Source organism: Clostridium sp. (genome assembly GCF_036639235.1).
GTDB lineage: Bacteria > Bacillota > Clostridia > Clostridiales > Caloramatoraceae > Clostridium_AB.
This window is the reverse complement of the sequence record NZ_JAVWJB010000008.1, coordinates 49335-76151: the sequence shown is the minus strand read 5'-3', so window position 1 is coordinate 76151 and position 26817 is coordinate 49335. Positions and strand designations below refer to the sequence as shown.

26 protein-coding genes and 1 other annotated feature are annotated in these 26817 nt (G+C 32.9%); of the genes, 23 read left to right on the top strand and 3 right to left on the bottom strand.

Going from position 1 to position 26817, the window contains the following annotated elements:
• Positions 1–26 precede the first annotated feature (26 nt).
• The 18 genes from nifU (at position 27) to udk (ending at position 19393) form a co-directional block, all read left to right on the top strand.
• Positions 27–476, top strand: coding sequence for a Fe-S cluster assembly scaffold protein NifU (gene nifU / locus RR539_RS04015; protein WP_332472713.1), 450 nt, complete (start codon positions 27–29; stop codon positions 474–476).
• Between the two features lie 128 nt (positions 477–604).
• Positions 605–1129: a PRC-barrel domain-containing protein gene (locus tag RR539_RS04010; RefSeq protein WP_332483407.1), complete on the top strand. Its 525-nt coding sequence runs from the start codon at positions 605–607 to the stop codon at positions 1127–1129.
• Entirely contained in the window at positions 1126–2133 is a 1008-nt protein-coding gene (locus RR539_RS04005; RefSeq protein WP_332472715.1) for an AI-2E family transporter, read from the top strand. Before RR539_RS04010 ends, RR539_RS04005 begins: the two co-directional genes overlap by 4 nt.
• 93 nt (positions 2134–2226) lie before the next feature.
• Positions 2227–2435 (top strand) — a binding site (T-box leader).
• Positions 2436–2489: 54 nt separating this feature from the next.
• Positions 2490–5126, top strand: coding sequence for an alanine--tRNA ligase (alaS, locus tag RR539_RS04000; protein WP_332472716.1), 2637 nt, complete (start codon positions 2490–2492; stop codon positions 5124–5126).
• Positions 5127–5237: 111 nt separating this feature from the next.
• Positions 5238–5495, top strand: a complete 258-nt coding sequence (locus RR539_RS03995; RefSeq protein WP_332472717.1) for an IreB family regulatory phosphoprotein — start codon at positions 5238–5240, stop codon at positions 5493–5495.
• A 62-nt stretch (positions 5496–5557) separates the two neighbouring features.
• Positions 5558–5971: a Holliday junction resolvase RuvX gene (gene ruvX / locus RR539_RS03990; RefSeq protein WP_332472718.1), complete on the top strand. Its 414-nt coding sequence runs from the start codon at positions 5558–5560 to the stop codon at positions 5969–5971.
• A gap of 70 nt (positions 5972–6041) precedes the next feature.
• Complete coding sequence (locus tag RR539_RS03985) at positions 6042–6329, top strand: DUF1292 domain-containing protein (RefSeq protein ID WP_332472719.1); 288 nt, start codon at positions 6042–6044, stop codon at positions 6327–6329.
• Between the two features lie 60 nt (positions 6330–6389).
• Entirely contained in the window at positions 6390–7070 is a 681-nt protein-coding gene (sfsA, locus tag RR539_RS03980) for a DNA/RNA nuclease SfsA (protein ID WP_332472720.1), read from the top strand.
• A 94-nt stretch (positions 7071–7164) separates the two neighbouring features.
• The gene (locus RR539_RS03975; protein ID WP_332472721.1) at positions 7165–7383 is read left to right on the top strand and encodes a FeoA family protein; all 219 of its coding nucleotides are present in this window, start codon (positions 7165–7167) and stop codon (positions 7381–7383) included.
• Between the two features lie 13 nt (positions 7384–7396).
• Positions 7397–9235 (top strand): ferrous iron transport protein B, encoded by a 1839-nt coding sequence (feoB, locus tag RR539_RS03970; RefSeq protein WP_332472722.1) that lies wholly within the window; start codon positions 7397–7399, stop codon positions 9233–9235.
• A gap of 293 nt (positions 9236–9528) precedes the next feature.
• Entirely contained in the window at positions 9529–9981 is a 453-nt protein-coding gene (locus tag RR539_RS03965) for a Fur family transcriptional regulator (RefSeq protein WP_332472723.1), read from the top strand.
• A 117-nt stretch (positions 9982–10098) separates the two neighbouring features.
• Positions 10099–11763 carry a ribonuclease J gene (locus tag RR539_RS03960; protein ID WP_332472724.1) on the top strand — a complete coding sequence of 555 codons (1665 nt, stop codon included), beginning with the start codon at positions 10099–10101 and terminating at the stop codon, positions 11761–11763.
• Positions 11764–11842: 79 nt separating this feature from the next.
• Complete coding sequence (locus RR539_RS03955) at positions 11843–13705, top strand: hypothetical protein (RefSeq protein WP_332472725.1); 1863 nt, start codon at positions 11843–11845, stop codon at positions 13703–13705.
• 126 nt (positions 13706–13831) lie between these two features.
• Positions 13832–15655: a translational GTPase TypA gene (gene typA, locus RR539_RS03950; RefSeq protein ID WP_332472726.1), complete on the top strand. Its 1824-nt coding sequence runs from the start codon at positions 13832–13834 to the stop codon at positions 15653–15655.
• A 65-nt stretch (positions 15656–15720) separates the two neighbouring features.
• Positions 15721–16737 carry an endolytic transglycosylase MltG gene (gene mltG / locus RR539_RS03945; protein WP_332472727.1) on the top strand — a complete coding sequence of 339 codons (1017 nt, stop codon included), beginning with the start codon at positions 15721–15723 and terminating at the stop codon, positions 16735–16737.
• Between the two features lie 149 nt (positions 16738–16886).
• Positions 16887–17549, top strand: a complete 663-nt coding sequence (locus RR539_RS03940) for an O-methyltransferase (protein WP_332472728.1) — start codon at positions 16887–16889, stop codon at positions 17547–17549.
• Entirely contained in the window at positions 17542–18765 is a 1224-nt protein-coding gene (locus RR539_RS03935; RefSeq protein ID WP_332472729.1) for a peptidase U32 family protein, read from the top strand. Before RR539_RS03940 ends, RR539_RS03935 begins: the two co-directional genes overlap by 8 nt.
• A 1-nt stretch (position 18766) precedes the next feature.
• Positions 18767–19393 carry a uridine kinase gene (gene udk / locus RR539_RS03930; RefSeq protein WP_332472730.1) on the top strand — a complete coding sequence of 209 codons (627 nt, stop codon included), beginning with the start codon at positions 18767–18769 and terminating at the stop codon, positions 19391–19393.
• Positions 19394–19425: 32 nt separating this feature from the next.
• Here the strand turns inward: udk and RR539_RS03925 are convergent, their stop codons facing one another.
• The gene (locus tag RR539_RS03925) at positions 19426–20409 is read right to left on the bottom strand and encodes a GerMN domain-containing protein (protein WP_332472731.1); all 984 of its coding nucleotides are present in this window, start codon (positions 20407–20409) and stop codon (positions 19426–19428) included.
• Positions 20410–20742: 333 nt separating this feature from the next.
• Here RR539_RS03925 and RR539_RS03920 point away from each other — a divergent pair, with 333 nt between their 5' ends.
• The 4 genes from RR539_RS03920 (at position 20743) to RR539_RS03905 (ending at position 23961) form a co-directional block, all read left to right on the top strand.
• Positions 20743–21312, top strand: coding sequence for an anthranilate synthase component II (locus RR539_RS03920; protein ID WP_332472732.1), 570 nt, complete (start codon positions 20743–20745; stop codon positions 21310–21312).
• A complete protein-coding gene (gene pabB / locus RR539_RS03915) occupies positions 21312–22652 on the top strand; it encodes an aminodeoxychorismate synthase component I (RefSeq protein ID WP_332483406.1) in 1341 nt (446 codons plus the stop codon). Before RR539_RS03920 ends, pabB begins: the two co-directional genes overlap by 1 nt.
• A 2-nt stretch (positions 22653–22654) precedes the next feature.
• Positions 22655–23407, top strand: coding sequence for an aminotransferase class IV (locus RR539_RS03910; RefSeq protein WP_332472734.1), 753 nt, complete (start codon positions 22655–22657; stop codon positions 23405–23407).
• 173 nt (positions 23408–23580) lie between these two features.
• Positions 23581–23961, top strand: a complete 381-nt coding sequence (locus RR539_RS03905) for a desulfoferrodoxin (RefSeq protein ID WP_332483405.1) — start codon at positions 23581–23583, stop codon at positions 23959–23961.
• A gap of 37 nt (positions 23962–23998) precedes the next feature.
• Here the strand turns inward: RR539_RS03905 and RR539_RS03900 are convergent, their stop codons facing one another.
• Both RR539_RS03900 and RR539_RS03895 read right to left on the bottom strand, forming a co-directional pair.
• Complete coding sequence (locus RR539_RS03900; protein ID WP_332472736.1) at positions 23999–24484, bottom strand: TspO/MBR family protein; 486 nt, start codon at positions 24482–24484, stop codon at positions 23999–24001.
• Positions 24485–24601: 117 nt separating this feature from the next.
• The gene (locus RR539_RS03895; protein WP_332472737.1) at positions 24602–25426 is read right to left on the bottom strand and encodes an aminotransferase class IV; all 825 of its coding nucleotides are present in this window, start codon (positions 25424–25426) and stop codon (positions 24602–24604) included.
• A 154-nt stretch (positions 25427–25580) separates the two neighbouring features.
• Here RR539_RS03895 and RR539_RS03890 point away from each other — a divergent pair, with 154 nt between their 5' ends.
• Complete coding sequence (locus tag RR539_RS03890; protein WP_332472738.1) at positions 25581–26750, top strand: THUMP domain-containing class I SAM-dependent RNA methyltransferase; 1170 nt, start codon at positions 25581–25583, stop codon at positions 26748–26750.
• Positions 26751–26817: the final 67 nt, after the last annotated feature.

The following is a 26817-nucleotide window of genomic DNA, read 5'->3' as shown; positions in this document are numbered from 1 at the left end:
AAGGCAATGGAGGAGGTTAAGTAATTATGTATTCAGATAAAGTTATGGAGCATTTCATGAACCCACAAAACGTTGGAGAGATTGAGGATGCAAGTGGAATTGGAGAAGTTGGAAATCCTAAGTGTGGAGATATTATGAGAATCTACCTAGATGTAGAGGATGATATAATTAAAGATGTTAAGTTTAAGACATTTGGATGTGGTGCAGCTATAGCATCAAGTAGTATGGCAACTGAGCTTATTAAGGGTAAGACTCTTGATGAGGCTTGGGAAATTACTAACAAGAAGGTTGCAGAAGAACTTAAGGGCCTTCCACCAGTTAAGATGCACTGTTCAGTTCTTGCTGAAGAGGCTATTCATAAGGCAATTAACGACTACAGAGTTAAGAAGGGTCTTGACCCACTAGAAGACAGATTTAATACAGGTGGGGGATGTTGTTCAGATCATCACCATCACCACCATGATGATGAAGAATAAAATACATTTAAAGAAAGATAGGTTATTATTACCTATCTTTTTATTTTTTTAATATATTAAAATTCTTTTGAGTAAAAATCCTCCATTAGTACAATACTAATGTATATATGGCTAAAGGGGGCTTTTTTATGCTCAAATACTTAGATCTGCATGGTAAGGATATATATACAAGTGACAATAGATGTATTGGGTTTATAGATAATGGAATAGTAGACTTTAAGAGTAAGTCTATTAGGTCTATTATTATTTCCAATGGTAGGTTGTTTCCTTCCCTTTATATTGCACCATTTAAGAATGTGGTTTTTATGAAGGATAGAATAATTCTATCTGAAAGGCCATTTAAGATGAGGCGACGTAAGTTATCTAGGGCCCTTTGTTATTCATTAGAGGGTGTTATAGGAAGAGATATATTAGATGGTGATGGAGTGCTTTTAGGAGAGGTTGAGGATGTTGTTTTTGACCCTTCTAAGGGAAGTATTAAGGCTGTTATTTGCAAGAGAGGGTTTTATGATGATCTTATAAGAGGGAAGAAGGTTATGCTAGTTAATGAGGGATTCATAATTCGAAAGGATAGTCTTATAGCTCCTAAGAGCAGTATAGAGATGATATGTGAAATATCCTTTAGTAAAGACTTTGAACAGGTGATAAGATGAAGGATATAACCATTAGAAAGATAATAGCTATTCTTATTACATTGTTTTTTATAGCTCTTATTTTCCTATCAAGAAATGTGTTCTATCCTATTCTTTTATCTATTGTATTATCATACATACTTATGCCAGTTGTTAATAAACTAGAGAACCATAACATTAAAAGGTGGCTAGCCTCACTGATTGTGGTTATAGGTGTATTAATAGCATTAGTTTTTGTATGTGTATATATTGTTCCTGGCATTATTAGGGAACTTATGGGTATACTTGATAACTTCCATACCTTTGATAATTTAATAGATAAGCTAATGGGTATTATAGGTTACGAAGGGCTACCACAGTATCTAAGACAGGTTATTGATACAACTGTAGTTAAGATACAGGATAGTGTATCAAGTTCCTTAAATGGACTATTTGAGGATATATTTAGACTTGCAATGGATCTGCCTACATATTTCCTTGCTCCAATTTTTATATATTACTTTCTATCTGATAAGAGATTCTTCCTTAAGAAGACTAAGTTTTTTATTCCACTTAGATATAGGGAGAAGTCTATAGAACTTGCAGGACATATTAATAGGGTTATTCAAGGATATTTTGTAAGTCAGGTTATTTTATCTCTACTTGTTTTCGTACTTACATTTATGGCCTTATTGTTTATAGGTATTAAGTACCCACTAGTGATTGCTATAGCTAATGCTGTTGCGAATTTCATACCTTATTTTGGACCTCTTCTTGGGTATATTCCAGCATTAATACTTGCATTAACCCAGTCATTTGATCAGGTTATAATGGTTAGTATTGCATTTTTTATAATTCAACAAATAGAAGCTAATATAGTTGCGCCGAAGATTGTAAGTGATTGTACAGGTATGCATCCTGTTGAGGTTATGGTTGTTCTATTAGTTGGAGGTCACTTCTTTGGAGGTATAGGAATGATACTTTCAGTTCCTATAGCTGCAACTATTAAAATAAGTTATAGATATATTGTTAGAAACATGTATTAATCATGAGAATATTTTCAATAATATAGTCACCACTAGATAAATATATGAATTGACTTTTAACACTCAATTTTGTATAATTTACGAAGTTAATATTGTAATACTTTGATAGGAAGTAGTATATAGAATTATCTTGTTTCAGAGAGAAGATGGTAGGTGGGAATCTTTACAGATAGCTATAGAAGCAGTCCTTGAGTTTTTCTGCTGAACCTAAGTAGGCAGAAACGGTTAAACCGTTATATTTAGTGAGTGACCTTTATGGTAACCAGGGTGGTACCGCGGAGATTTATAGCTTCGTCCCTATTTTTTAATAGGGATGGGGCTTTTTTGTATTTATATATAATTAAGGAGGAAATAAAATGAAATACTATGGCGCAAATGAACTAAGAGAAATGTATTTATCATTTTTTGAGGGAAAAGAGCATTTAAGACTAGCTAGTGCTCCACTTGTTCCTCAAAATGATAAGAGTCTTCTGCTTATTAATGCAGGTATGGCTCCACTTAAGACTTATTTTACTGGACAGGAAATTCCACCAAGAAACAGAATAACAACATGTCAAAAATGTATTAGAACTGGTGATATCGAAAATGTTGGTAAAACATCAAGACACGGTACATTCTTTGAAATGCTTGGTAACTTCTCATTTGGAGACTACTTTAAGAAGGAGTCAATTCCATGGGCTTGGGAGTTTGTAACTGGAGTTCTAGAAATTCCAAAGGATAAGCTATATGTAACTATATATCAAGATGATGATGAGGCATTTGAGCTTTGGACTTCACTTACAGATGTAGACCCTAAGAGAATTTTCAGACTAGGTAAGGAAGATAACTTCTGGGAAATCGGTCAAGGACCATGTGGACCTTGTACAGAAATCCACTTCGATAGAGGAGATGGAGGTATAACTACTGTTGATGAATTCTTAGCAGCAGCTGATGCAGACAGAGTAGTAGAGTTCTGGAATCTAGTATTTACTCAGTTCGATAAGGACGAAAACGGAAACTATAACGAACTTGCTAAGAAGAACATAGATACAGGTATGGGTCTTGAAAGAATTGCAACAATCATGCAGGGTGTTGACAACATATTTGAGATTGATACTATGAGGGATATTCTTAACGAGATTTGCAAAATTTCAGGTAAAGAATACAAAAAGGATAAGAATGTTGATATATCACTAAGACTTATTACAGACCATATTAGAAGTGTTACATTTATGGTATGTGATGGGGTTATTCCATCAAATGAAGGAAGAGGATATGTATTAAGAAGACTTCTAAGACGTGCTGCTAGACATGGTAAGCTTCTTGGAGTTAAGGATTCATTCCTATATAACCTGTGTGATGTAGTAATCGAAGGAGCTAAGGGTGGATATCCTGAACTTGTTGAGAAGAAGGACTACATTAAGAAGGTTCTTAAACTTGAAGAAGAAAGATTTGAAGAGACTATAGAACAGGGAATTAGTATCCTTGATGAATATATTAAAGAAATGAAAGAAAACGGTGAAACTGTTCTTTCAGGAGAAAAGGCATTTAAGCTTTATGACACTTATGGATTCCCAGTAGAACTTACTCTAGAAATTCTTGAAGAAAATAAGTTCTCAGTAGATATGGATGCATTCGAAAGAGAAATGACTAGCCAAAGAGAAAGAGCTAGAAATGCTAGGGGAGAATCAAACTACATGGGTGCAGAACAAGATATATACTCAACACTTTCAGCTGATATTTCAACTGAATTTAATGGATATGTTAATCTTGAAGACACTGGTAAGGTAGTTGTTATTGTTAAGGATGGAGAAGTTGTTGATTCAATTACTACATCTGAGGAAGGAACTGTTATTCTTGATAACACAACTTTCTATGCTGAGATGGGAGGACAAATCGGAGACTCAGGACTTATTACATCAGATAGTGCTAAGCTTGAGGTTGTTGATTGTAAGAAGACTCCAAATGGTAAGGTAATCCACATCGTTAAGGTAGTAGAGGGAACTTTAAAGGCTCAGGATACTGTTAAAACAATAGTTGATAACTCAATTAGACAAGATATTGCTAGAAACCATACTGCAACTCACCTTCTACACAAGGCACTTAAGATGGTACTTGGAGATCATGTTGCACAGGCAGGTTCACTTGTTGAAGCAGATAGACTAAGATTTGACTTTACTCATTTTGAAGGTGTATCACATGAGGACATTAAGAAGATTGAATCAATTGTTAACAATAAGATTATGGATTCAGTAGAAGTTCAAACTGTTGAAACTTCAATTGATGAGGCTAGAAAAATGGGAGCAACTGCACTATTCGGTGAGAAGTACGGTGATGTTGTAAGAGTAGTATCAGCTGGAGACTATAGTATAGAACTTTGTGGTGGATGCCATGTTAAGAATACATCATCAATTGGTATGTTTAAGATAATATCAGAAAATGGTGTAGCAGCTGGAGTTAGAAGAATTGAAGCAGTTACAGGTAAGGCTTCATTTGAATATGTAGAGTCACTAGAATCAACACTAAAGGACGTTGCAAAGTCACTTAAGGCAAATGCTAAGGAAGTAGCTAAAAAGGCTGAAACTGTTATGGCAGAACTTAAGGAAAAGGATAAGGAAATTGAAGCTCTTAAGGCTGAAATGGCAAAGGGAGCTGCTGGAGATATTCTTGAAGGTGCTGAGGAAATTAAGGGTGTTAAGGTTATTACTAGTAAGGTAGAACTAGATGCTAATGCACTTAGAGATCTTGGAGATAATCTTCGTGATAAGCTTGGTAAGTCAGCTATTGTACTTGCAAGTACTAAGGGAGATAAGGTTATGCTTCTTGCTATGGCAAGTAAGGATGCTGTATCAGAGGGAGTTCATGCAGGTAACATAGTGAAGGAAATAGCTAAAATCACAGGTGGAGGCGGTGGTGGAAGACCAGACATGGCCCAAGCAGGTGGTAAGGACGTAACTAAGGTAGATGAAGCATTAGTTACAGCTAAGCAAATTATTACAGATATGATTAAATAATTAACATAACAAAACTGCCCTAGAATATAAATATTATAGGGCAGTTTTATTTGCTTTCACATTAGGAAAGTGATATATTTATAGTAAGAAACTATAAGGAAGGTGTAAATTATGAGCGAGCAATATGAAGGAACAATGCAGTTTAAGATAAATATGGAAACTGATACGAAGGCTAGAGAAATCCTTAAGACTGTTTACACTTCACTTCAAGAAAAAGGATATAATCCTATTAATCAGCTAGTGGGTTACATTCTTTCTGGAGATCCAACTTACATTACTAGCTACAACAACGCTAGAAGTGCTATTTCAAAGATAGAGAGAGATGAGATAGTAGAAGAACTTCTTAAGAGTTATTTATCACAAAAATAATAATCAGTTAATATATATTTAACGGTGCCATATGCACCGTTATAATTTTTTAGGAGATATTTATGAGAATTTTAGGACTTGATTTAGGAACCAAAACCATAGGAGTTGCTATTAGTGATCCACTAGGGTGGACTGCCCAGGGAGTTAGGACTATTCAAAGAGTAGGCCTTAAAAAGGATATTGAAGAAATTAAAGCTATTATAGAAGAATATAAAGTAGAAAAAATAGTTTTAGGTATGCCAAAGAACATGAATGGAACTGTAGGGGAAGCTGGTGAGAGAAGTCTTGCTTTTGCTGAGAATCTTAAGAATAAAACAGGTCTTGAGGTTATTTTACAAGACGAAAGATTAACAACAGCAGCAGCCCATAGAACCCTTATAGAAGCTGATATGTCTAGAAAGAAGAGAAAGAAAGTGGTAGACACAGTAGCTGCGACTTATATACTTCAAACCTACCTAGACAAGAATTCTAGATAATAGATTTAGTTGACAAAAGCATACTAATAACATTAGAATTAGATTATCATTAAGAATAGAGGTGTTTTACATGGAAGAAAATACAAACATCATAAGCCTAACTGATGAAGAGGGCGTTGAAAGAGATTTCGAAGTTATCACTGTACTAAATGTTGAAGATACAGAATACGCAATTCTATATGAAGTAGATGCAGAAGATGCAGAAGATGCTGTAGTATTCAGAATCGGACAAGATGATACAGGTTCAGATATTCTAGAAGTAGTAGAAGACGATGCAGAATTTGATAAAGTTGCTGCTGTTTACGAAGAGTGGATTGAATCAGAAGACTTCGAAGACGAAAGCGAAGACGAAGAATAATTTTATTGAAGCTGATCATAAGGTATCCTTATGGTCAGTTTCTTTGTTTAGGAGGATAATATGGCAGTTAATATAGATGGTGAGAAAATAGAAGGGGTATTTATTAATAGACCTAATAGATTCATTGCACATGTTCTTATAGATGGGAATATAGAGGTTTGCCACGTTGCTAATACTGGTAGAATGTCTGAGATGTTACGTCCTGGGGTCGATGTTATAGTTACAAAGTCGAATAACCCAAAGCGTAAAACTAAGTACTCACTTATGTTTGTTAAGAAAAAGGGTCACTTAATATGTATTAAATCTGCACTTGCTAATGACGTTTTTGAAGATTTTCTTCCTAGAAGCAACTGGGTAAGTGGAACACACAAAAGGGAAGTAACATATAAAAATAGTAGGTTTGATTTTCACGTTCAATCAGAAAAGGAGTATTTTATAGAGGTTAAGTGTGGAACATATGAGGAAGATGGAGTGTTAATGTTTCCAGATGCACCTACAGATAGGGGCTGTAAGCATTTACAGGAGTTAATAGACGCTAAGGAAAATGGATATAATGCAGGGGTTGTTATTATTGGATTTATGGATTATATAAGAGAGTTTACGCCTAACCGTAAAATAGACCCAAAGTTTGCAGACAAGCTTCAAGAGGCTGTTGAAAAGGGTGTAGAGCTACATGTTTATAGATCGAAAATAACCGAGGATTCAATTGAAATAATAGATAGTATTCCTTATAAATTCTAAGGTTTACATAAGGTTTTTTGAGCAGTATAATTATGTATTAATAGAAAGTTTTATGAGTATTTAGGGATAATTAATTTCATTTTTGGAGGGGAGCATGAAACTTAGTGAAGCTAAAAGAGGACAGGGTATTTTGATTAGAAAAATCACAGATTCAAATATTAAGATGCAAGCAATTAGGCTTGGTATATACGAAGGTGCTAAGGTAAGCTGCTTTGCTAAAATACCATATGGACCAGTGATTTTAAGTAGTAGAATGCAAGAAATTGCAATAGGTAGAAACATAGCAGATAATATTGAAATTGAACTACTTTAGTGGGGGCTTACAAATGAACTGTAATAACTTAAATATTAACATACCAGAAAATAGTAAAAAGATTGTGTTAGCAGGTAATCCTAATGTTGGAAAGTCTGTTTTTTTTAATGAATTAACAGGAATATATGTTGATGTATCTAATTTTTCAGGAACAACTGTTGATATATCACATGGTAAATATAATAGGGATGTAGTTATAGATACTCCAGGAGTATATGGGATTTCCTCATTTAATGATGAGGAGAGGGTAGCTAAGGATGTTATTTTAGGTGCAGATATAATAATTAATGTTGTAGATGCACTTCACATAGAAAGGGATTTATTTTTAACAAGACAAATTATAGACGCAGGTAAAAAAGTTATTGTAGCACTTAATATGATGGATGATGTTGAAAGAAATGGGATAACCCTTGATATAGATAAGCTTGAGAAGCTTTTAGGAGTGCCAGTAATACCTACAGTTGCTGTAAAGGGAAAGGGAATTAATGAATTAAAAGAAAAAATTTATTCTGCTAAGGTAGGAGAAATCAACTTAAGTATCGAAAGTATAATTAGAGAATATAAAGATATTGTAGAAAATAAAAGTGAAACCTTAATGATTGGTGAAGATGATGAGGAGACGCTTTATAAATATCAAATACCATCACCTAATACAAGAGATGAAATATACTCGATTAGAAGAACAGAGGTTGATAGTATTGTTAATGAAATAATTTTAAAGGACTCTAAGGGAAATAATATTAGGGAGAAAATAGGTTACTATATGCTAAATCCCCTAACTGGAATACCTATTATAATGGCTATTTTATACCTAATGTATAAGGTTATAGGTCAATTTGTTGCAGGTGACGTTGTTGACTATCTTATAGGTAATATATTTGAGCCTATATATGAACCCTTTGTAAGAGGAGTTGTAACTACATTTGCTTCTGACACAGGGTTTATATATAGATTACTTGCAGGGGAATATGGTGTTTTAACACTAACAATAACCTATGTATTTGGTTTATTGTTACCTCTTGTTGCAGCATTTTATTTGTTTATGTCTATTATGGAGGATTCAGGATATCTTCCAAGACTTGCAACCTTAACAGATAGGGTATTAGCGTTTTTTGGATTAAATGGACGTGCTATAATACCTATAATTTTAGGTTTTGGATGCATTACAATGGCAACAATTACAACAAGGTTACTTGGTACTAAGAGAGAAAAGATAATAGCAACTACACTGCTTGGGCTTACAATACCTTGTTCAGCTCAAATTGGTATTATTACAGGTATGATTGCTCCTCTTGGTGGGAAGTATTTCTTAATATATGGTGCTACTATTCTAATAGTGTTTGTTTTAGCTGGAACTATTCTTAATAAGGTATTACCTGGAGAAAGTTCAGATTTATTTATAGACCTATCCCCTATTAGAATACCGAAAGTATCAAATGTATTAGTGAAGACCTTTACTAAATCTAAGATGTTTGTTAAAGAGGCCATACCTTTATTTGCCCTAGGGGCTTTCATTATTACAATACTAAATGAAACTAATGTTTTAATATGGATTCAAAATGCAGTTGCACCTATAATAGAAAGTTTCTTAAATCTTCCAAGGGAGGCTTCTACAGCGTTTGTTATGGGAATTATAAGACGTGACTTTGGAGCAGCAGGTCTTACAGAATTATCACTTGATCCTATGCAAACAATCGTTGCACTTATAACAATGACCTTATTTGTTCCATGTATAGCAGCTATTATGGTTATATTTAAGGAAAGAAGCAAAAAAGAAGCCCTATTAATATGGGTAGGAAGTTTTACAACAGCTTTTTTAGTAGGTGGATTTGTAGCACAAATATTTATGTAATGTAGGTGATATAAGTGGATGTAAAATGCACAGTTTGTGGATATAGTAACAAAAACACAAGTACATGTGTAAGATGCAAAAGTAAGCTATACACTTTTGTGTGTAGTGGAAATTGTAGTAGCTGCTTATTATCTAAAAAAGACAATAAAGAAAAAATAAATAAGATATGCTCCATATAGTCTAATAGAAAATTATTAATTAACAATCATTTTCAATTGATTGTTCCTTGACAATAATTATGTGGGATTGTAGAATTATATTAATTATAAAGAGAGATTTTATGAGGTGTAAAAATGGCTAAGTTTTCAAGTGATGAGTACAATAAACTAAAAGAACAAATGAGACTTCAAGGCTATAAGCTTACACCACAAAGAAGAGCTGTATTAGATGTTATCATAGAAAACGAAGGAAAGCATCTTTCAACGGAAGAAGTTTATGATATAGTAAAGATAGAATGCCCAGAAATAGGGCTTGCAACAGTATATAGAACTCTTCAACTTCTAGAGAAGATAGGAGTAATATGTAAGCTTAATTTTGACGATGGTTGTAATAGATATGAACTTGTTCACGAAAGTGAAACTCATCAGCATCACCATCTTATTTGCAAGAATTGTGGAAGTGTTGAGGAAGTAGAAGACATACTATTAGATAGTCTAGAAGAGCAGGTCGAAACAAAATACAGTTTTACTATTACAAATCATGAGGTAAAATTCTATGGGATTTGTTCAAAATGTTCTAATAAATAATAATTTTAGGTTTTAATATTTTAAAATCTAATCTAACAAAGCATAAATATTGTACTGAAAAAGTATAATTTATTTATATAGGTGATCGGTTGACTTAAATAAGGAGGGAATTTACATTTGAGTAGAAAAGAAAAAGTTAAGGTTATTCCTCTTGGTGGAGTTAACGAAATCGGTAAAAACATAACAGTTATTGAAACCAAAAGCGAAATAGTAGTAGTAGACGGTGGACTAATGTTTCCAGATGAGGAAATGTACGGAGTTGACATAGTTATCCCAGATATTACCTATCTTTTAAAGAACAAAGATAAGGTTAAGGGTATAATGCTAACACATGGACATGAGGATCATATAGGAGCATTGCCATACATATTAAAGCAACTTAATGTACCAGTTTATGGTACTAGACTAACAATAGGTATGGTAGAAACAAAGCTTAAGGAGCATGGGCTTCTAAGCACAACAACTCTTAAGGTTGTAAGCCCAAGAGACATAATTAGTTTCGAAGAGATTAGTGTAGAGTTTATCAGAAATAACCACAGTATACCTGATGCTTGTTCATTAGCTATACACACACCTGCAGGTATAATATTACATACAGGTGACTTTAAGATAGACTATACTCCAATAAACGGAGATGTTATGGACCTTGGAAGATATGCGGAACTTAGCAAGAAGGGGATTCTTCTACTTTTAGGAGACAGTACAAACGTTGAAAGACCTGGAAGTACAGTTTCTGAGAAGGTTGTTGGAGAAACATTTATGAGAATTTTCTCAGAGGCAACAGGAAGAATTATAGTAGCTAGTTTTGCATCTAATGTACATAGAATTCAGCAGATACTAGACGCAGCTTATAAGCATAGAAGAAAGGTAGCTATTTCAGGTAGAAGTATTGAGAACATAGTTGAAGTAGCAAGAACTTTAGGATACCTAGAGGGACCAGATGATATGTTTGTTAGCATAGACGATATTGACAAATACCCTAAGAATAAGATTGCTATAATTACTACTGGTAGCCAGGGGGAACCTATGAGTGCACTTGCTCGTATGAGTAATTCAGAGCACAGAAAGGTAGAAATAATAGAGGGAGACCTTGTTATTATTTCAGCATCACCAATACCAGGAAATGAGAAGCTTATTTCAAGAGTAATTAACCAATTATTCAAAAAGGGTGCTAACGTTATATATGAGTCATTAGCACATGTACACGTATCAGGGCATGCTTTCCAAGAAGAGCTTAAACTGATACATTCAATTACTAAGCCAAAGTTCTTTATGCCAGTTCACGGTGAGTATAGACACCTAAAGCAGCATTCAACACTAGCTCAGAAGATGGGAATGAAAAAATCTAATATATTTATTTTAGAAATTGGACAGACCCTAGAACTTACTCGTGATAGTGCTAGAATAAATGGAACTGTACCAGCAGGACAAGTGCTTGTTGATGGACTTGGAGTTGGAGACGTTGGAAATATAGTACTTAGAGATAGAAAGCATCTTTCACAGGATGGAATATTAACAGTTGTTGTTACAATAGATAGACAGACGGGAAAAGTCATTGCAGGACCAGATATAATCTCAAGAGGATTTGTATATGTTAGAGAATCAGAACATCTTATGGATGAAGCAAAGGTTATTGTTAAGGATTGTCTAGATAAGTGTCTTGAGAATAAGATAAGAGAATGGTCAGCACTAAAAGCTAATATAAGAGATGAGTTAAGAGATTACCTATATCAAAAAACAAAGAGAAAGCCAATGATTTTACCAATTATAATGGAAATCTAATAATAAGCTGGTGACATAGTCATCAGCTTATCTTTATTTATTCCTATTTATTTGCGATAATATTATAGGGGGTGAGTGTATGTTTTTAATTAGTAAAATAAGAGAGATATATATTAAGAGTCCATCAACATACAGAAATATTTGTTATATACTAAGTATTTTATTTAGACATACATACGCTTTTATAATAGCTGCAACAGCGTTACTTGCGTATTTAATATATTATTTTACACTAAGAATAGATCAGTCTATTTATACAGTAAGTATAGTTGGGGTAATATATTTAATTATGATTTATTATCTGTTTAGAGTAGTATTTATAAGAAGATACACTTTAAAGGGAATATATCTAGATAGGGATAACTATAAATCTCTTTGGGAAATTGTAGATTCACTAGTTGAAGAGTACAAGGGACCTAAAATTGAAAATATAATACTAACTAAGAAAACTAATATTAAAGTGATTTTACATAAGTCAAAGGGTATTAGGGGAAGATATATTAATAGTTTAGAAATTGGACTTCCTATAGTACTTGGATTTAGTGAAAAAGAGCTAAAAGATTCAATTGCACTTTCAGTTATTTCAGCATCTAAGATTAGGAATATTAAGCATAGAAGCTACACTAAAACTCTAAAGTTAATGGAGAGCTTGTTTAGAGATGATGCTCTATACTCTAAGTCAAATGTAGCAGTTAAAAATATGATACTGCCTGTTTATAAGTACATATATAATTTCTATAAGGAAATTATATCAGTTGCTTTAGGAGAGGCTAAGCTTGAAAGTGATAAGATGTATATAGAGACTTTTGGTTCAAAGGTGTTCATAAATACTATACTTAAGAAAAAAGTACATAGCTACCTTGTAGCGGAAGTTTTTGATAGGGCAATTGAAAAGGAAATAGAAGAAACTGAGGAGGCAATAGGTAATTATTATACTAAAATGAGTACATATCTTAATGAACTCGTTAGTGGACGTGATATTACAATTTGTCTTAAGAATATAAAGGGTGAAGATAGGGAAAGCTTAGACTTTAAAAGAAGTTTGATTGCAAGAATTGAAAATGCAAACGAGGATATAGATAACTTCCAATATGAATTTGGAAATAATTCAATAAGATTTTTATCTAAAAACTTCTCTAAAATAGAAGCAAGGTATAACAAAATATGGCAGGCTGAAAAGAAAAAAGGGCTTAGAATTATTCTTCAAAGAAATAAGGAAGAAAAACAGGTTTATGCTAACCTTTCTAAGGAATTTAATGAATTTAAGCTTAAGGAGTCAAGTTTTCCACTATATTTAAGTCTTCGAGAGAAGTATACTGGAATCAATAATGCTATTATTGAGGGTAAAAAGCTTTGCATAGGATATCCTAATAATCCATCAATAAGATTATTAGTTGGGAAAATGCTTCTAGATGGTAATAACCCACAGGGAATAGAGTATATAGAATCAGCTATAAGAATCAATCCATTTGTTTCATATGAAGGTTATAGGGAGATTATTAACTTTTATAGAAAAAAGGACGCATATAATATGGTTGATAGATATACCAAGGAGTATAAAGAACTTAGAGATAGATGCAAAGTAGCTCTTAAGGAAAGAGAAAGACCTAGCTTTAACCTTGAAAAATATATTAAGCTAGACCTAGAGCCAGATCAGATTATATCTATTAAAAAAGAGCTTCAAAACCTTAAAATTTTAAAATATGCTTATTTATCTAAACTAAATGTTGAGAGTTTTAGTGAGATACCACAGTATATTTTATGGACTAAGTATAAAGTTAATTTTTTTACAATGGAGGAAACTTTAAGAAATATTGATAGTGACATAAAAAGGCTTATGCCTATTCAGAATGTTACTGTTATACATCTTAACGGGGACAATTTCTTTTTGCATTTATTAATTAAAAAAATCAAAAAATGTAAAATAATTAGAAAGAGATAGATAACTTTCATTGACAATAGATATATTATTCATGTAGAATAGTCAAGGATGTCACATTTGTGGTGTCCTTGTTTTATTTTAAAATTATTTTTCCATTTTTTTACAGAAAGAAGCTTGGAGGTTATTATGATAAATTTCACTACAGAGAATATAAGAAATATTGCTATTATTGCCCACGTTGACCACGGTAAAACTACACTGGTAGACGAACTATTAAAACAAAGTGGAACATTTAGAAGCAATGAAAAGGTTAACGAAAGAGTTATGGACTCTAACGACCTAGAAAAAGAAAGAGGGATTACAATTCTTTCAAAGAATACAGCTGTAATCTACAACGACTTAAAAATTAACATTATTGATACACCAGGACACGCTGACTTCGGAGGAGAAGTTGAGAGAGTTCTTAAGATGGTAGACGGTGTTGTTCTACTAGTAGACGCATTTGAGGGTGCTATGCCTCAAACAAGATTCGTGCTAAGAAAGGCTCTAGAGCTTAAGCTTAAGCCAATCGTTGTTATTAACAAAATTGATAAGCCAGGGGCTAGACCTGATGAGGTTGTTGATGAAGTTCTTGAACTATTTATCGAGCTAGGAGCAGATGATGATCAGCTTGAATTCCCAGTAGTATACGCTTCAGGTAAGTCAGGTATTGCTAAGATTAATATGGAAGATGAAGCAGTTGATATGGTTCCACTATTTGAAACTATTATTGAGAAGGTTCCATCACCAGATAGTAATCCAGATGAATCACTTCAAATGCTAGTTACTACAATTGACTCAAATGAGTACGTTGGAAGAATAGCAATCGGTAAGGTTCAAAGGGGAATTATTAAAAAGAATCAACCAATCGCAATCTGTAGCCCAGATGGTAAGACTAGAAATGGTAAGATTGTTACACTATATACATTCAACGGTCTTAAGAGAGAAGAAGCTGAAGAAGCAACAAGTGGAGATATTATTGCAATTTCAGGTATAGCTGATATCGCAATTGGAGAGACTATAGCTGATGCACAAAACCCAGAAGCTATTCCATTTGTTAACATAGACGAGCCAACACTATCAATGACATTTAGCGTTAATGATAGCCCATTTGCTGGTAAGGAAGGAGACTTCGTTACTACAAGACACTTAAGAGATAGACTTATGAGAGAACTTGAGACTAACGTAAGTCTTAGAGTTAAGGATACTGATACTAACGATGCATTTGAAGTATCAGGTAGAGGAGAACTTCACCTTTCAGTTCTTATTGAAACAATGAGAAGAGAAGGATATGAGTTCCAAGTATCAAGACCTAACGTAATCTACAAGGAAATTGATGGGGTTAAGTGTGAGCCTATAGAGCTATTAACTGTTGACGTTCCTGAAGAGTACATGGGAGTTGTTATGGAAAAGCTTGGTCAAAGAAAAGCAGAAATGACTAACATGACTTCAGCAGTAGATGGATACGTAAGACTTGAATTTAATATTCCTGCAAGAGGACTTATTGGATACAGAAGTGAGTTCATGACTGATACTAAGGGTAACGGTATAATGAATCACCTATTTGAAGGATACGAAGTAGCTAAGGGAGATATTCCTGAAAGAAACAGAGGAGCGCTAGTTGCATTTGAAACTGGTGAAGCTGTAACTTACGGTCTATTCAATGCACAGGATAGAGGAAGCATGTTCGTAGGACCTGGAGTTCCTGTATACCAAGGAATGATCGTTGGTGTATGTTCAAGAGCAGAAGACATCGATGTTAACGTTTGTAAGAAGAAGCAAGCAACTAACATGAGAAGTTCAGGAGCAGACGAGTCACTAAGACTAGTACCAGCTATTAACCTAAGTCTTGAGCAATCACTAGAGTTTATTTCAAGTGATGAGCTAGTTGAGGTTACACCTCAAAGCATCAGAATGAGAAAGAAGATGCTTGACCCAACAATGAGAAAGAGAGCTGCAAGAAATAAGTAGTAACTTGTAAAATTATGCAATACAATATATAATTAACTTATTAATTTTTATTGAGTGGTGATCTAATGAATAAGAAACTAATTATAACTCTAGTATGTTTGTTAATAGCACTACCCATTGTAGGTTCAGCTGCATATTTATTTATGCCTGTATCAAGTGGTGATAGGGTATTCTCTATTAGAGTTGACAAGGGAGATACTAAAAAAGAAGTTATTGATAAGCTTAATAAGGTAGGAGCCCTTAAGGTACCTTTTATTGCATCAGGTTATTTAAGCTTAAGTGGGCTATCAGATATGAAAAGTGGAGAATATAGATTCAAAACATCTTCATCTGTAAAGTCTATGCTTGATGATATATCAGGTGGTAAGATAAGCAAGGATATTAATGCTATTAAGGTTACTGTACCAGAGGGATACACTGTTAATGACATTGCTGATAAATTAGTTTCGTCAGGTGTAATATCAAGTAAAGAAGAATTTATTAATGAAGTTAATAATGGAGATTTCTCAAAGTTTGAATTTGTAAAACAGATTCCAGCTGGAAGAAGAGCTAGACTTGAAGGATATTTATATCCAGACACATATGAATTTAGAAAGAATACTCAGTCAAAGGAAGTTATAGATAGAATGCTTGAGAGTTTTAATGAGCATGCCTATCCTATAGCTAAAGAAGGTGCAGATAAGCTTAATATATCAGTAGATGATGTGGTTAAGATGGCATCTGTTGTTGAGAAGGAAGCTAGAAGTGATGAGGAAAGACCTATAATTTCAGGTGTTTTCTACAATAGAATTAAGTCTAATATGAGGCTGCAATCATGTGCAACAGTACTGTATGCACTTGGTGAGCATAAGGATAAGTTATATAATAAGGATTTAGAGATTGATTCACCTTATAATACTTACAAAAATGCAGGGCTTCCACTTGGACCTATAGCTTCACCTGGGGTGAAGTCACTATCAGCTGCTGCAAATCCTTCACAGCATGATTATATATATTTTGTTCTGCAAAATAGCGGTAAACATTTCTTTACAGCAGATTATAATGAATTTTTAAAGGCTAAGAAAGCCTCAAATAGTTTATAAATAAACAATACATGGTGGCAGCAAGTCACCATGTATTTTTTTTAATATATGGCTTAAGGTACTGCCAATATAAGGTTTTGGTAGCAAGTCGACAATAATTATTTTATAATAATAGATATAAGGTAATCTAAAGTGTTTTAGGAGGAAGTATGAGCGGGGTAAGTCACGATTATATAGAGGATTATTTAAGATCTTTAGTTAAGGATCATCAGGGGAAACTTCAAGAAATTGAAGCATACGGAGTAGAAAATAACGTACCAATAATCCACAAGGAAGTAGCACAGTTTTTAAAGGTTATTATTAAGTCACATAATGTTAAGAAAATCTTAGAGGTAGGAACAGCAATCGGTTATTCGGCTTCTGTTATGATAGATGCAGCAGGTAGTGATTCACATGTTACGTCAATTGAAAGAAGTGAGGATATGTACAAACTAGCAACTGAAAATATCAAATCACAAGGGTTCGAAAATAACGCAAACCTTATTTTTGGAGATGCACTTGAGGTGCTTAAGGATGTAGAAGGTGAGTTTGATATGATATTTTTAGATGCTGCTAAGGGACATTATGATCACTTTCTAGAAGAATGCTTAAAAAAGCTTAAGGTTGGAGGATTATTAGTATCCGATAATGTTTTATTTAGAGGTATGGTTGCATCAAATGACTTATTAATCAGAAGAAAAATTACAATAGTTAAAAGAATGAGAAAATTCCTAAGCCATATTTCAAGTGTTGACCATCTAGAAACCACAATACTACCAATAGGTGACGGAGTTGCACTGACATGTAAGTTAAGGAGAGATGAAAATGAATAAGATAGAATTACTAGCACCTGCAGGTAATCTTGAAAAGCTAAAAACAGCTATTATATATGGAGCAGATGCTGTATATATTGGTGGAGAATTATTTAGCTTAAGAGCGATGGCAGATAATTTTACACCTGAAACAATGAAAGAAGGAGTAGAGTTTGCACATTCAAGAGGAAAAAAAGTATATGTAACTGTTAATATATTTGCTCATAATGGAGATATTAATGGTATGCCAGAATATATTAAGCGTTTAGAAGAAACGGGAATTGATGCTGTTATTGTATCAGACCTTGGTATATTCTCAATTGTTAAGGAAGTGGCTCCAGACCTTGAAGTGCATATTAGTACACAGGCTAATAATACTAACTACAAAACAGCTGAATTTTGGTATAAGCTAGGAGCTCAAAGAATCGTTTTAGCCCGTGAACTTTCAATGGGAGAAATTAAAGAGATTCGTGAAAAAATGCCTGCTGAAATGGAAATTGAAGCATTTGTTCATGGTGCTATGTGTATGGCATACTCAGGTAGATGCCTACTTTCAAACTATATGAGCGGTAGAGATGCTAATAGGGGAGCATGTTCACATTCATGTAGATATAAGTATCATGTTATGGAAGAAAGAAGACCTAATCAATACTTTGAGATTACAGAGGATGAAAGAGGTACTTATATAATGAACTCACATGATCTATGTATGATAGGTCATATACCTGAACTTGTAGAAAGCGGTATTACTAGCTTTAAGATTGAGGGAAGAATGAAGAGTTCATATTATGTTGCAAGTGTTATTAAAGCATATAGAATGGCAATAGACGCCTACCTTAAGGACAAGGACAATTATGAATTTGACCCTAAGTGGATGGAAGAAGTATCAAGGTCTAGCCATAGAGAGTTTTCAACAGGATTCTACTACGGCAAGCCTGATAAGCAAATTCTTGATACAGCAACATATGTTAGAACACATGATATTATGGGTATAGTTGTTGACTATAATGAAGAAACTAAAATAGCAACAATCGAACAACGTAACAGATTATTTAAGGGAGATAAGGTTGAGATATTAAGTCCTAAGGATGACAATTATCACCTAACTTTAGACGTTATTTGGAATGAAGCAGGGGAAGAAATTGAAACTGCACCACATCCACAAATGATATTTAAGATTAAATGTGAGAAGAGTCTTAAGCCTTTTGACATGATAGTTAAAGAGAAGGGAGAATAATATGAGACCAATACTTATAGGAATAACTGGAGGTACAGGTTCAGGTAAGAGCACTGTAGCCAATGAAATCTATAATAGTTTACCGTCTGCTAATATCTGTATGATACAGCAGGACTCATATTACAAAGATCAATCACATCTGTCACATGATGAGAGAATCAAAACTAACTATGACCACCCAAATGCATTTGATACAGAGTTATTATTAAGTCATCTAAAGACTTTAATGGATGGAAAGAGCATAGATATGCCTATATATGACTTTTCAATTCATAATAGGACTAAGGACACTAAGAAGGTAGCCCCATGTGAGGTTATTATTATTGAGGGTCTTATGGTACTTGTTGAGAAGGAAGTTAGAGATCTTCTAGACATTAAGATTTTTGTTGATACAGATGCAGACCTTAGAATAGTTAGAAGAATCAAAAGGGATATTGAAGAGAGGGGTAGGACCCTAGAATCTGTTATTAATCAATATACAGATTCAGTAAGACCTATGCATCTTGAGTTTATAGAGCCTACTAAGAGATATGCAGATGTTATTATTCCAGAAGGTGGATATAATAAGGTTGCAATAGATATTATGAAGGCAAGACTTAAGCAGGTTATTGAAGATAGCAACATATAACAAAAAAGTAGCCATATGGCTACTTTTTTTATTTATTCAACAGTTAATGGGTTGTCTTTATCTATTAATAAATGGCCTGTTGCATATGGTTTAGAATTAACAGTAATTACAACGTTTTTACACTTATATGACTTGCCAAGTGTATTTGCAATAGACTGTAAAATACCCTCTTCACCACTTGTTCCAAGATTCATAGTTTCTGTAAATGACTCTGAAACATCAAGTGTTATAAGTGAAGCTGCATTATCAACCTTAATATTATTTATCTTAGTTGATGCAGGCATAAGTGGTTTAATTCCACTAGGTGGTGATTTGAAAAGGTTTTCAAAGAATTTTTTGGCATCCTTTGATGATGTATCCTTATCGATTGGTTTTTCTATAACCGCGTCTTTTTCAACATCATAGTAGTATATATTATCTACCTCAGCTGAAAGGTTATTATCCCCGGGTTCATTGTCCCCATCCTCAAGACTTGCTTCAATTGATGATAATATATATTCAGCAGATGTATTATTACTTAGTTCAACTATCTTAACTATACCTAAATTTTTAACAAAATAAAGTGTATAAGTTATAGGATCCTTTTTGATTTCTATTTCATACCCATAAAAGTCTCCAAGGCCTGTTGATATAGGAGCTGAATTGTTTTTAAGAGTAACCTTACCACCTGTAATATCCCATGATGAATTATTTTCAAGTGGAAGTTTAAGTATATATTCGTTATTAATTAGTATCCCATCATTACTAAACTTAATATTTGTTTCTTTTAATGAAGACAATACAATTGTATTATTTTCATTAGATTTAACCTTAACTTCTGTTGATTTTTTAGTAGTAGTGTTAAAGTACTCAAGTTTTGCATCCTTTGTATATGGGAATAGTTCTTTAAAATTCACTTGAACTTGAGGTTTGTTTGAGTCTGTATCCTCAGGTTTAGCGTTTGACTTAGAACATGATGTGAATATGAATGCTAAAGCTAGTAGAGTTAATATTGTAGTAAATATTTTGCGTCTCATAAATTACCTCCTAACCTAAAATAAGTTAATTTAACTTAATTATACCCTACTATGAGAGTTATAGCAAAATTAAAAGGGGATATAGCATAGCTATATCCCCTATAGGTAAGTAAAATAGATCTTTAAATAAAAATGTATTGGCTTTGATAACAATTACATAATACTCTGAAAATTTGATACTGTCAATAAAATAACAATAATAATTCTATAAATTATAGGGGTATAGGAAATAATTTGTTGGATTTGGGTATAATACCACTAAAAATTCATTTAATAATGAAAAATTTGTGATAAAATAGTATGAGAGTATTTTTGGCTTGGAGGATTGATTTCATGGTACTTATTGTTGATAATTATGATTCTTTCACATATAATTTAGAACACTATTTTATTATGCTTGGTGAAGAAACAGTAGTTAAAGGAAGAGACGAAATAAATATTTCTGATATAGAGAAAATGAACCCAGATTACATTGTCCTATCTCCAGGACCAGGAACTCCAGAGGAGGCAAGATTACCCCTTGAAATACTAGATAAATTTAAGGGTAAAATTCCAATACTAGGAGTATGCCTTGGGCATCAGTGTATAGGTCATTATTTTAATGGAAGCGTACTACAAGGTAAGGAGCCTGTTCATGGAAAGGTTCATCCAATAGTACATGATGGTGAGGGAGCATTTAAGGGACTTAAGAGCCCACTTAATGTAACAAGATATCATTCACTATCTATTGCACCGGAGACACTACCTGAGGAATTAGCAGTTACTGCTGAAACAGAAGATGGAGTTATAATGGGTGTTAGGCATAAAAAGTATAGAATTGAGGGGGTACAGTTCCACCCAGAGGCTATACTAACAGAACACGGAATAGATATGTTAAAAAACTTTTTAAGAGGTGACAAGTAATGTCTTTAACAACATTAGATTATTGCCTAGACCCTTTCTATGTATATATGAGCGTTAAGGGAGAGAATACTCATTTACTAGAAAGTAGTTTAAGGATAAAAGATACAGGAGATAATTCTATTATTACATTTAATCCTAAGGAAGTAATAAGCTATATTGATGGGGTTACATTTCTTGAGAAGAATGGTAACAAAATAAAGCTTAATGGATATATATTAGATGAAATGGATAAGCTTATTTCAGAAAAAAACAAGCTTTCAACTGGGCTTGTTTTTGATGGTGGGTTTGTTGGATACTTATCATATGACTTTGGAATGGAGATTATGGGAGTTAAGAAGAGTAATACAGACTCATTTAAGATTCCAGAGGTATATTTTGGTTATTATGAAGATTTTGTGATTATAGACCATGTAAACTCAAAAACATATATACACACAGATAATGAAGAAATTGTTAAAACTCTAAAAGGGCTTAAGGGTCTTGAGTATGATATGAAAGCAATTGAAGGAGTGAAGCTAACTTCTAACTTTACAAAGGAAGAGTTTGAGCAAAGAGTTACAGGAGTTAGGGACTACATTAAAAAAGGTGATGTGTATGAGGTTAATATAGCACAGCAGTATGCAGGCTATGGTAATGTTAATGCACATGATGTATATTCTGTTTTCAGAAGGGTTAATAGGGGTCCTTATAACGCATTTATGGATATAAGCGATGGAAATTATGTTTTATCAACTTCACCAGAACAGTTTATTAGAAAAAGAGGTAATACTATAACAACTAGACCTATTAAGGGAACTGTTCCTAGGGTAGATGATAAGGAAGAAAACGATAAACTTAAGGAATATCTATATTATAGTGAAAAAACAAGGTCAGAGCTACTAATGATAATTGACCTAGAGAGAAATGATTTATCTAGGGTATGTAAACCAGGTACAGTAAAGGTATCTTCATTATTTGATGTTGAAGAATATGCAACTGTAAACCACTTAGTTTCAACTATTGAGGGAGAAATTAAGGATGGGTCTACTTTTAAGGATATTATTCAGGGAACATTCCCAGGAGGTTCTATTACAGGTGCTCCAAAGCTTAGATCACTTGAGGTTATTGATGAACTTGAAAATGTATCAAGAGGAATATATACAGGTGCTATAGGTTATATATCAAATGATGGTAACTTTGACTTTAATATTGCAATTAGGACACCTGTTATTACAAAGGAAGGTGTGTTCTACAGCGTAGGTGGAGGAATGGTTTGGGACTCAGACCCTGAGGATGAGTACAATGAAACACTACACAAGGGACGTGCAATAAATAGATCACTAACTGGAAGGGAAGATTAGTATTGAATTTATTTAAGCCAGAGGTAGCCTTTGGATTAACACCATTTGAAACTATATACTTCAAAAACAAAAAACCTGAAAGATTACAAATGCATTATAATAGATTATTAAGGGCCTCAAGGGTCCTTAATGTTTTATATAGCAAAAATTTTAAGGATTTTGAAAAAAGTATATTAGTATATTTAGATTCGGTAGATATTAATGAAGGTGTTCTTAAGGCTATTCTTATAGATGATAATCTTGAATTTGCAACAAGACCTAGCGGGTATACAAATGAGTCATTTAATAGGGGAATGAGGCTAACTATAGCAGATGCTGTGCGTGATCCTAAAAACATACTTAATTATTTTAAAACATTAAATTATGGTGAAAATGTAATTGAGGATAGACGTAGTAAATCAAAGGGTTTTGATGGATGTTTATTTAGAAATTATAAGGGCTATATATGTGAAACTTCATATGCTAATATTGTTTTCAGAAAAGAAAATACACTATATACTCCTCATATAATGTGTGGAATTCTTAAGGGCGTTATGAGGGATGATGTTTTAAAATTTGCAAGAGAGAATGGATATACTACAGAAAAAGTATTTTTAAAACTTGATGACATAAAAGATATGGATGAATGTTTTATAACAAATTCTGTATGTGGACCATTTCCTGTTAATAGCATAGATAATATAGAATTTAAATCTAGAAATTTTATTAATAAAATAGTTAAGGATAATACATTTAAACGAGAATTTAATATGTAGATTAACATATACTAGAAGTAGGCTATTTAATAACTTTAATTAGCCTATTTTTGTTGTGAAAACTTAAATGATAAATTTTTTAATAAAATTATTAAAAATCCTATTGTCATTTTTGTGGAGTCGTGATATTATAATATTAACAAATAACAATTATTATTTAGGAGGAATTATTAATGAGTAAGAAAAATAAATTATATAGATGTGAAATTTGTAACCTAATCGCAAAGGTAGAGAAGGACGGATTTGGAAAGCTAGTTTGCTGTGGTAAGCCAATGGTTGAAATTGTAGAGAACACTGTTGAAGCATCAGTTGAAAAGCATGTACCAGTAATTGAAAAGGTTGATGGTGGAGTTAGAGTTAACGTAGGAAGCGTTGATCACCCAATGGAAGATGTTCACTTTATTGAGTGGATTGAACTACATGTTGGAGAAGAGGTATACGTTAAGTACCTAAAGCCAAGTGAGAAGCCAGAAGCATTCTTTAAGATCGAAAATGCTGATGGAGCAGTTGCGAAGGCTTACTGTAACCTACACGGATACTGGAAAAGTAACTAATAAGATAATTAAAAGGTGTCAGAAATGACACCTTTTTTTAGTTTTGAATAGCAATAAATAGATTTAAATAGCCTGCAAATGTAACCCATAAAAAATATGGAATCATTAAATAAGCAGCAGGTTTTGAAATTTTATAAAATTTAATTATGGTAATTAGTATAAGTATCCATAAAAGAATTAGCCAAATAAATGAGAAGAAATATAAATTAAAATTAAAGAATATAATAGACCAGAAAAAGTTAACTATAAGCTGAATAAAGTAAAGCCTAATAGCTGAGGATGTATTAACTGAGCTTTTACTAGAAGTAAGAATAAGGTAGGATGCTATTCCCATTAGTATGTATAAAATAGTCCATACTATCGGAAATACTATTCCAGGTGGTGAAAGTGGTGGCTTTATTAATGTTTGGAATTGCTCCATGCTATTTTGAGTAAATAGCGAGGCAATGCTACCAACAATTAGAGGAATAGCAATTAGGGTAACTAGGGTTTTAATATTTACTTTAATAGTTGTAACCTCCAATAAGTATTATTTTAATTTATATGAAAAAACTTAATAAAGTATTATGATAAATAGTGTAAATACTAAAAAATAACCTCCCTAATATAAAAGCATTAGCTTAAATTAAGGAGGTTATTATTAATTATGGCTCTTAATATATGAATCTATTTCATTATCATATAGTTTTATGATTCTTTGCATTAATTCTTCTTTAGGTGAGAATGTCATGTTATCAAGATTTTTTATAGGTAGAGCCTTAGGTGAGGTTCCACTTATAAATATTGACGAAAAGGAAGGAAGAGAATCTACGTGGATATCATCTTCAACAACATTAATACCATCTTTAATTGCAAGAGATATAATTCTATCTCTTGTTATTCCAAGTAAAACGTCACTTCCTTTAGTTGTATAAAGAGTATTATCTTTAATAAAAAATAGGTTAGAACGACTTCCCTCTGTTATATAGCCATTATTATTAACTAAGATAGCTTCAAAGCAGTTCTTTTCTTGCATAAGAGCATTAACTTTTTCACGTAAAGTAGCATTTATAACCTTAGCGTTAGGATTATCTCTTTCTGCTGAATAAAGGAATGCATCTACCCCCTTAGTATATAGTGAAGGGTCTGGGTAGTTAGTAGTTATGAAAAAATAATATACATTAGGAGATGGGTTATCTAAGTTATTTATAACAATTTTTAAGTTGTAGTCAGTAGCATTGTTTTTATTAATAATTTTTTTAATATTGCTTCTGATCTCTTCAAGTGTAAGTGTTAGGCTATACCCAACTATATTAGCTGACTTAAAAAGTCTATTAAGATGCTCTTCTAGGAATAATGGAGTACTAGAGCATACTCTAATAACTTCATATAGTGACTTTGCATCCTCAATATATAAATTCTCAAATTCACTAGATGGGTATATATTATCGTTGAAAATAAAGTAATCTAATTTAATATCTGCCATTATTATCACCTCTAATTATATTTTAATTCTTTTTGGATATTTATCAAACTTAACTTATTTATTATAATTTACAATGTTTGTGTTTCATAAACAAGATTTTTTGGTTAAAATAGATAATGTACGTAATAAAGATGAAATTTAAGGAGAGAAATTAATGAAATATAAATTAATTGCTACGGCAACATTTGGTCTTGAAAGTGTTGTTGCAAGTGAACTTAAGAATCTTGGGTATGAAAATCTTAAGGTTGAAAACTCAAGAGTAGAATTTGAAGGAGACGAAAGGGACATTGCAAGATGTAACCTTTGGCTTAGAACAGCAGATAGAGTACTTATTAAGGCTGCTGAATTTAAAGCAGAAAGCTTTGAGGAGCTTTTCCAAGGAGCTAAGGCTGTTAACTTTGGGAATATAATCCCACTAGACGGGAAGATGCATATTACAGGTAAATCTGTAAAATCAAAATTATTCTCAGTTCCAGATTGTCAATCAATAGTTAAGAAGGCTGTTGTTGAAGCAATGAAAAGAAAATATAAAACAGATTGGTTCTCAGAGGATGGTCCCGTTTATAAAATAGAAGTAGGAATACTTAAGGATATTGTAACTCTTACAATTGATACATCAGGTAAAGGACTACACAAAAGAGGATATAGAGAAATTGCAGGGGAAGCTCCTATGAAGGAAACTCTAGCTGCAGCACTTGTTCTTTTAAGTAGATGGAACCCATCAAGACAGCTTATTGACCCACTATGTGGTTCAGGAACAATTCTTATTGAGGCTGCTCTTATAGGTAAGAATATTGCACCAGGACTTAATAGAGAGTTTGTATCAGAGACTTGGCCAACAATAGACAAAAAGATTTGGGATGAGCTAAGAGAAGAGGCAAGAAACGCTATTAATGACGAGGAATTTAAAATATATGGTTCAGATGTTGATTATAGAGTTTTAAAGACGGCTATGGAAAATGTAGAGAAAGCAGGTCTTACAGACTATATTTATCTTCAAAAGCTTCCAGTTCAAGAAGTTAGTTCAAAGAAGAAGTATGGATGTATTATTACTAATCCGCCATATGGGGAGAGACTTCTTGAGGTTAAGGAAGTTAATAAGCTTTATAAGGATATGGGTAGAGTTTTCTCAGAACTTGATACTTGGTCAGTATTTGTTATTACATCACACCCAGAATTCCAAAAACATTATGGTAAGAAAGCTACTAAGAATAGAAAGCTATATAATGGAACACTGCAGTGTTATTACTACCAATATTTTGGACCACTTCCACCAAGAAGAAGAGACAATGACGCAGAGGCTATAGAGGGAAATAATCTGTAAAGTAGTAAAGTAGAAACGTATTTTATTCCTAAAGAATTTAATTAAATGTGATGTTTTTTCTTTAGAA

What these genes read in the sequence shown, in the direction of transcription:
- nifU (WP_332472713.1), top strand. Translation starts at nt 27, where the DNA reads ATGTATTCAGATAAAGTTATGGAGCATTTCATGAACCCACAAAACGTT.
- RR539_RS04010 (WP_332483407.1), top strand. Translation starts at nt 605, where the DNA reads ATGCTCAAATACTTAGATCTGCATGGTAAGGATATATATACAAGTGAC.
- RR539_RS04005 (WP_332472715.1), top strand. Translation starts at nt 1,126, where the DNA reads ATGAAGGATATAACCATTAGAAAGATAATAGCTATTCTTATTACATTG.
- alaS (WP_332472716.1), top strand. Translation starts at nt 2,490, where the DNA reads ATGAAATACTATGGCGCAAATGAACTAAGAGAAATGTATTTATCATTT.
- RR539_RS03995 (WP_332472717.1), top strand. Translation starts at nt 5,238, where the DNA reads ATGAGCGAGCAATATGAAGGAACAATGCAGTTTAAGATAAATATGGAA.
- ruvX (WP_332472718.1), top strand. Translation starts at nt 5,558, where the DNA reads ATGAGAATTTTAGGACTTGATTTAGGAACCAAAACCATAGGAGTTGCT.
- RR539_RS03985 (WP_332472719.1), top strand. Translation starts at nt 6,042, where the DNA reads ATGGAAGAAAATACAAACATCATAAGCCTAACTGATGAAGAGGGCGTT.
- sfsA (WP_332472720.1), top strand. Translation starts at nt 6,390, where the DNA reads ATGGCAGTTAATATAGATGGTGAGAAAATAGAAGGGGTATTTATTAAT.
- RR539_RS03975 (WP_332472721.1), top strand. Translation starts at nt 7,165, where the DNA reads ATGAAACTTAGTGAAGCTAAAAGAGGACAGGGTATTTTGATTAGAAAA.
- feoB (WP_332472722.1), top strand. Translation starts at nt 7,397, where the DNA reads ATGAACTGTAATAACTTAAATATTAACATACCAGAAAATAGTAAAAAG.
- RR539_RS03965 (WP_332472723.1), top strand. Translation starts at nt 9,529, where the DNA reads ATGGCTAAGTTTTCAAGTGATGAGTACAATAAACTAAAAGAACAAATG.
- RR539_RS03955 (WP_332472725.1), top strand. Translation starts at nt 11,843, where the DNA reads ATGTTTTTAATTAGTAAAATAAGAGAGATATATATTAAGAGTCCATCA.
- typA (WP_332472726.1), top strand. Translation starts at nt 13,832, where the DNA reads ATGATAAATTTCACTACAGAGAATATAAGAAATATTGCTATTATTGCC.
- mltG (WP_332472727.1), top strand. Translation starts at nt 15,721, where the DNA reads ATGAATAAGAAACTAATTATAACTCTAGTATGTTTGTTAATAGCACTA.
- RR539_RS03940 (WP_332472728.1), top strand. Translation starts at nt 16,887, where the DNA reads ATGAGCGGGGTAAGTCACGATTATATAGAGGATTATTTAAGATCTTTA.
- RR539_RS03935 (WP_332472729.1), top strand. Translation starts at nt 17,542, where the DNA reads ATGAATAAGATAGAATTACTAGCACCTGCAGGTAATCTTGAAAAGCTA.
- udk (WP_332472730.1), top strand. Translation starts at nt 18,767, where the DNA reads ATGAGACCAATACTTATAGGAATAACTGGAGGTACAGGTTCAGGTAAG.
- RR539_RS03925 (WP_332472731.1), bottom strand. Translation starts at nt 20,409, where the DNA reads ATGAGACGCAAAATATTTACTACAATATTAACTCTACTAGCTTTAGCA.
- RR539_RS03920 (WP_332472732.1), top strand. Translation starts at nt 20,743, where the DNA reads ATGGTACTTATTGTTGATAATTATGATTCTTTCACATATAATTTAGAA.
- pabB (WP_332483406.1), top strand. Translation starts at nt 21,312, where the DNA reads ATGTCTTTAACAACATTAGATTATTGCCTAGACCCTTTCTATGTATAT.
- RR539_RS03905 (WP_332483405.1), top strand. Translation starts at nt 23,581, where the DNA reads ATGAGTAAGAAAAATAAATTATATAGATGTGAAATTTGTAACCTAATC.
- RR539_RS03895 (WP_332472737.1), bottom strand. Translation starts at nt 25,426, where the DNA reads ATGGCAGATATTAAATTAGATTACTTTATTTTCAACGATAATATATAC.
- RR539_RS03890 (WP_332472738.1), top strand. Translation starts at nt 25,581, where the DNA reads ATGAAATATAAATTAATTGCTACGGCAACATTTGGTCTTGAAAGTGTT.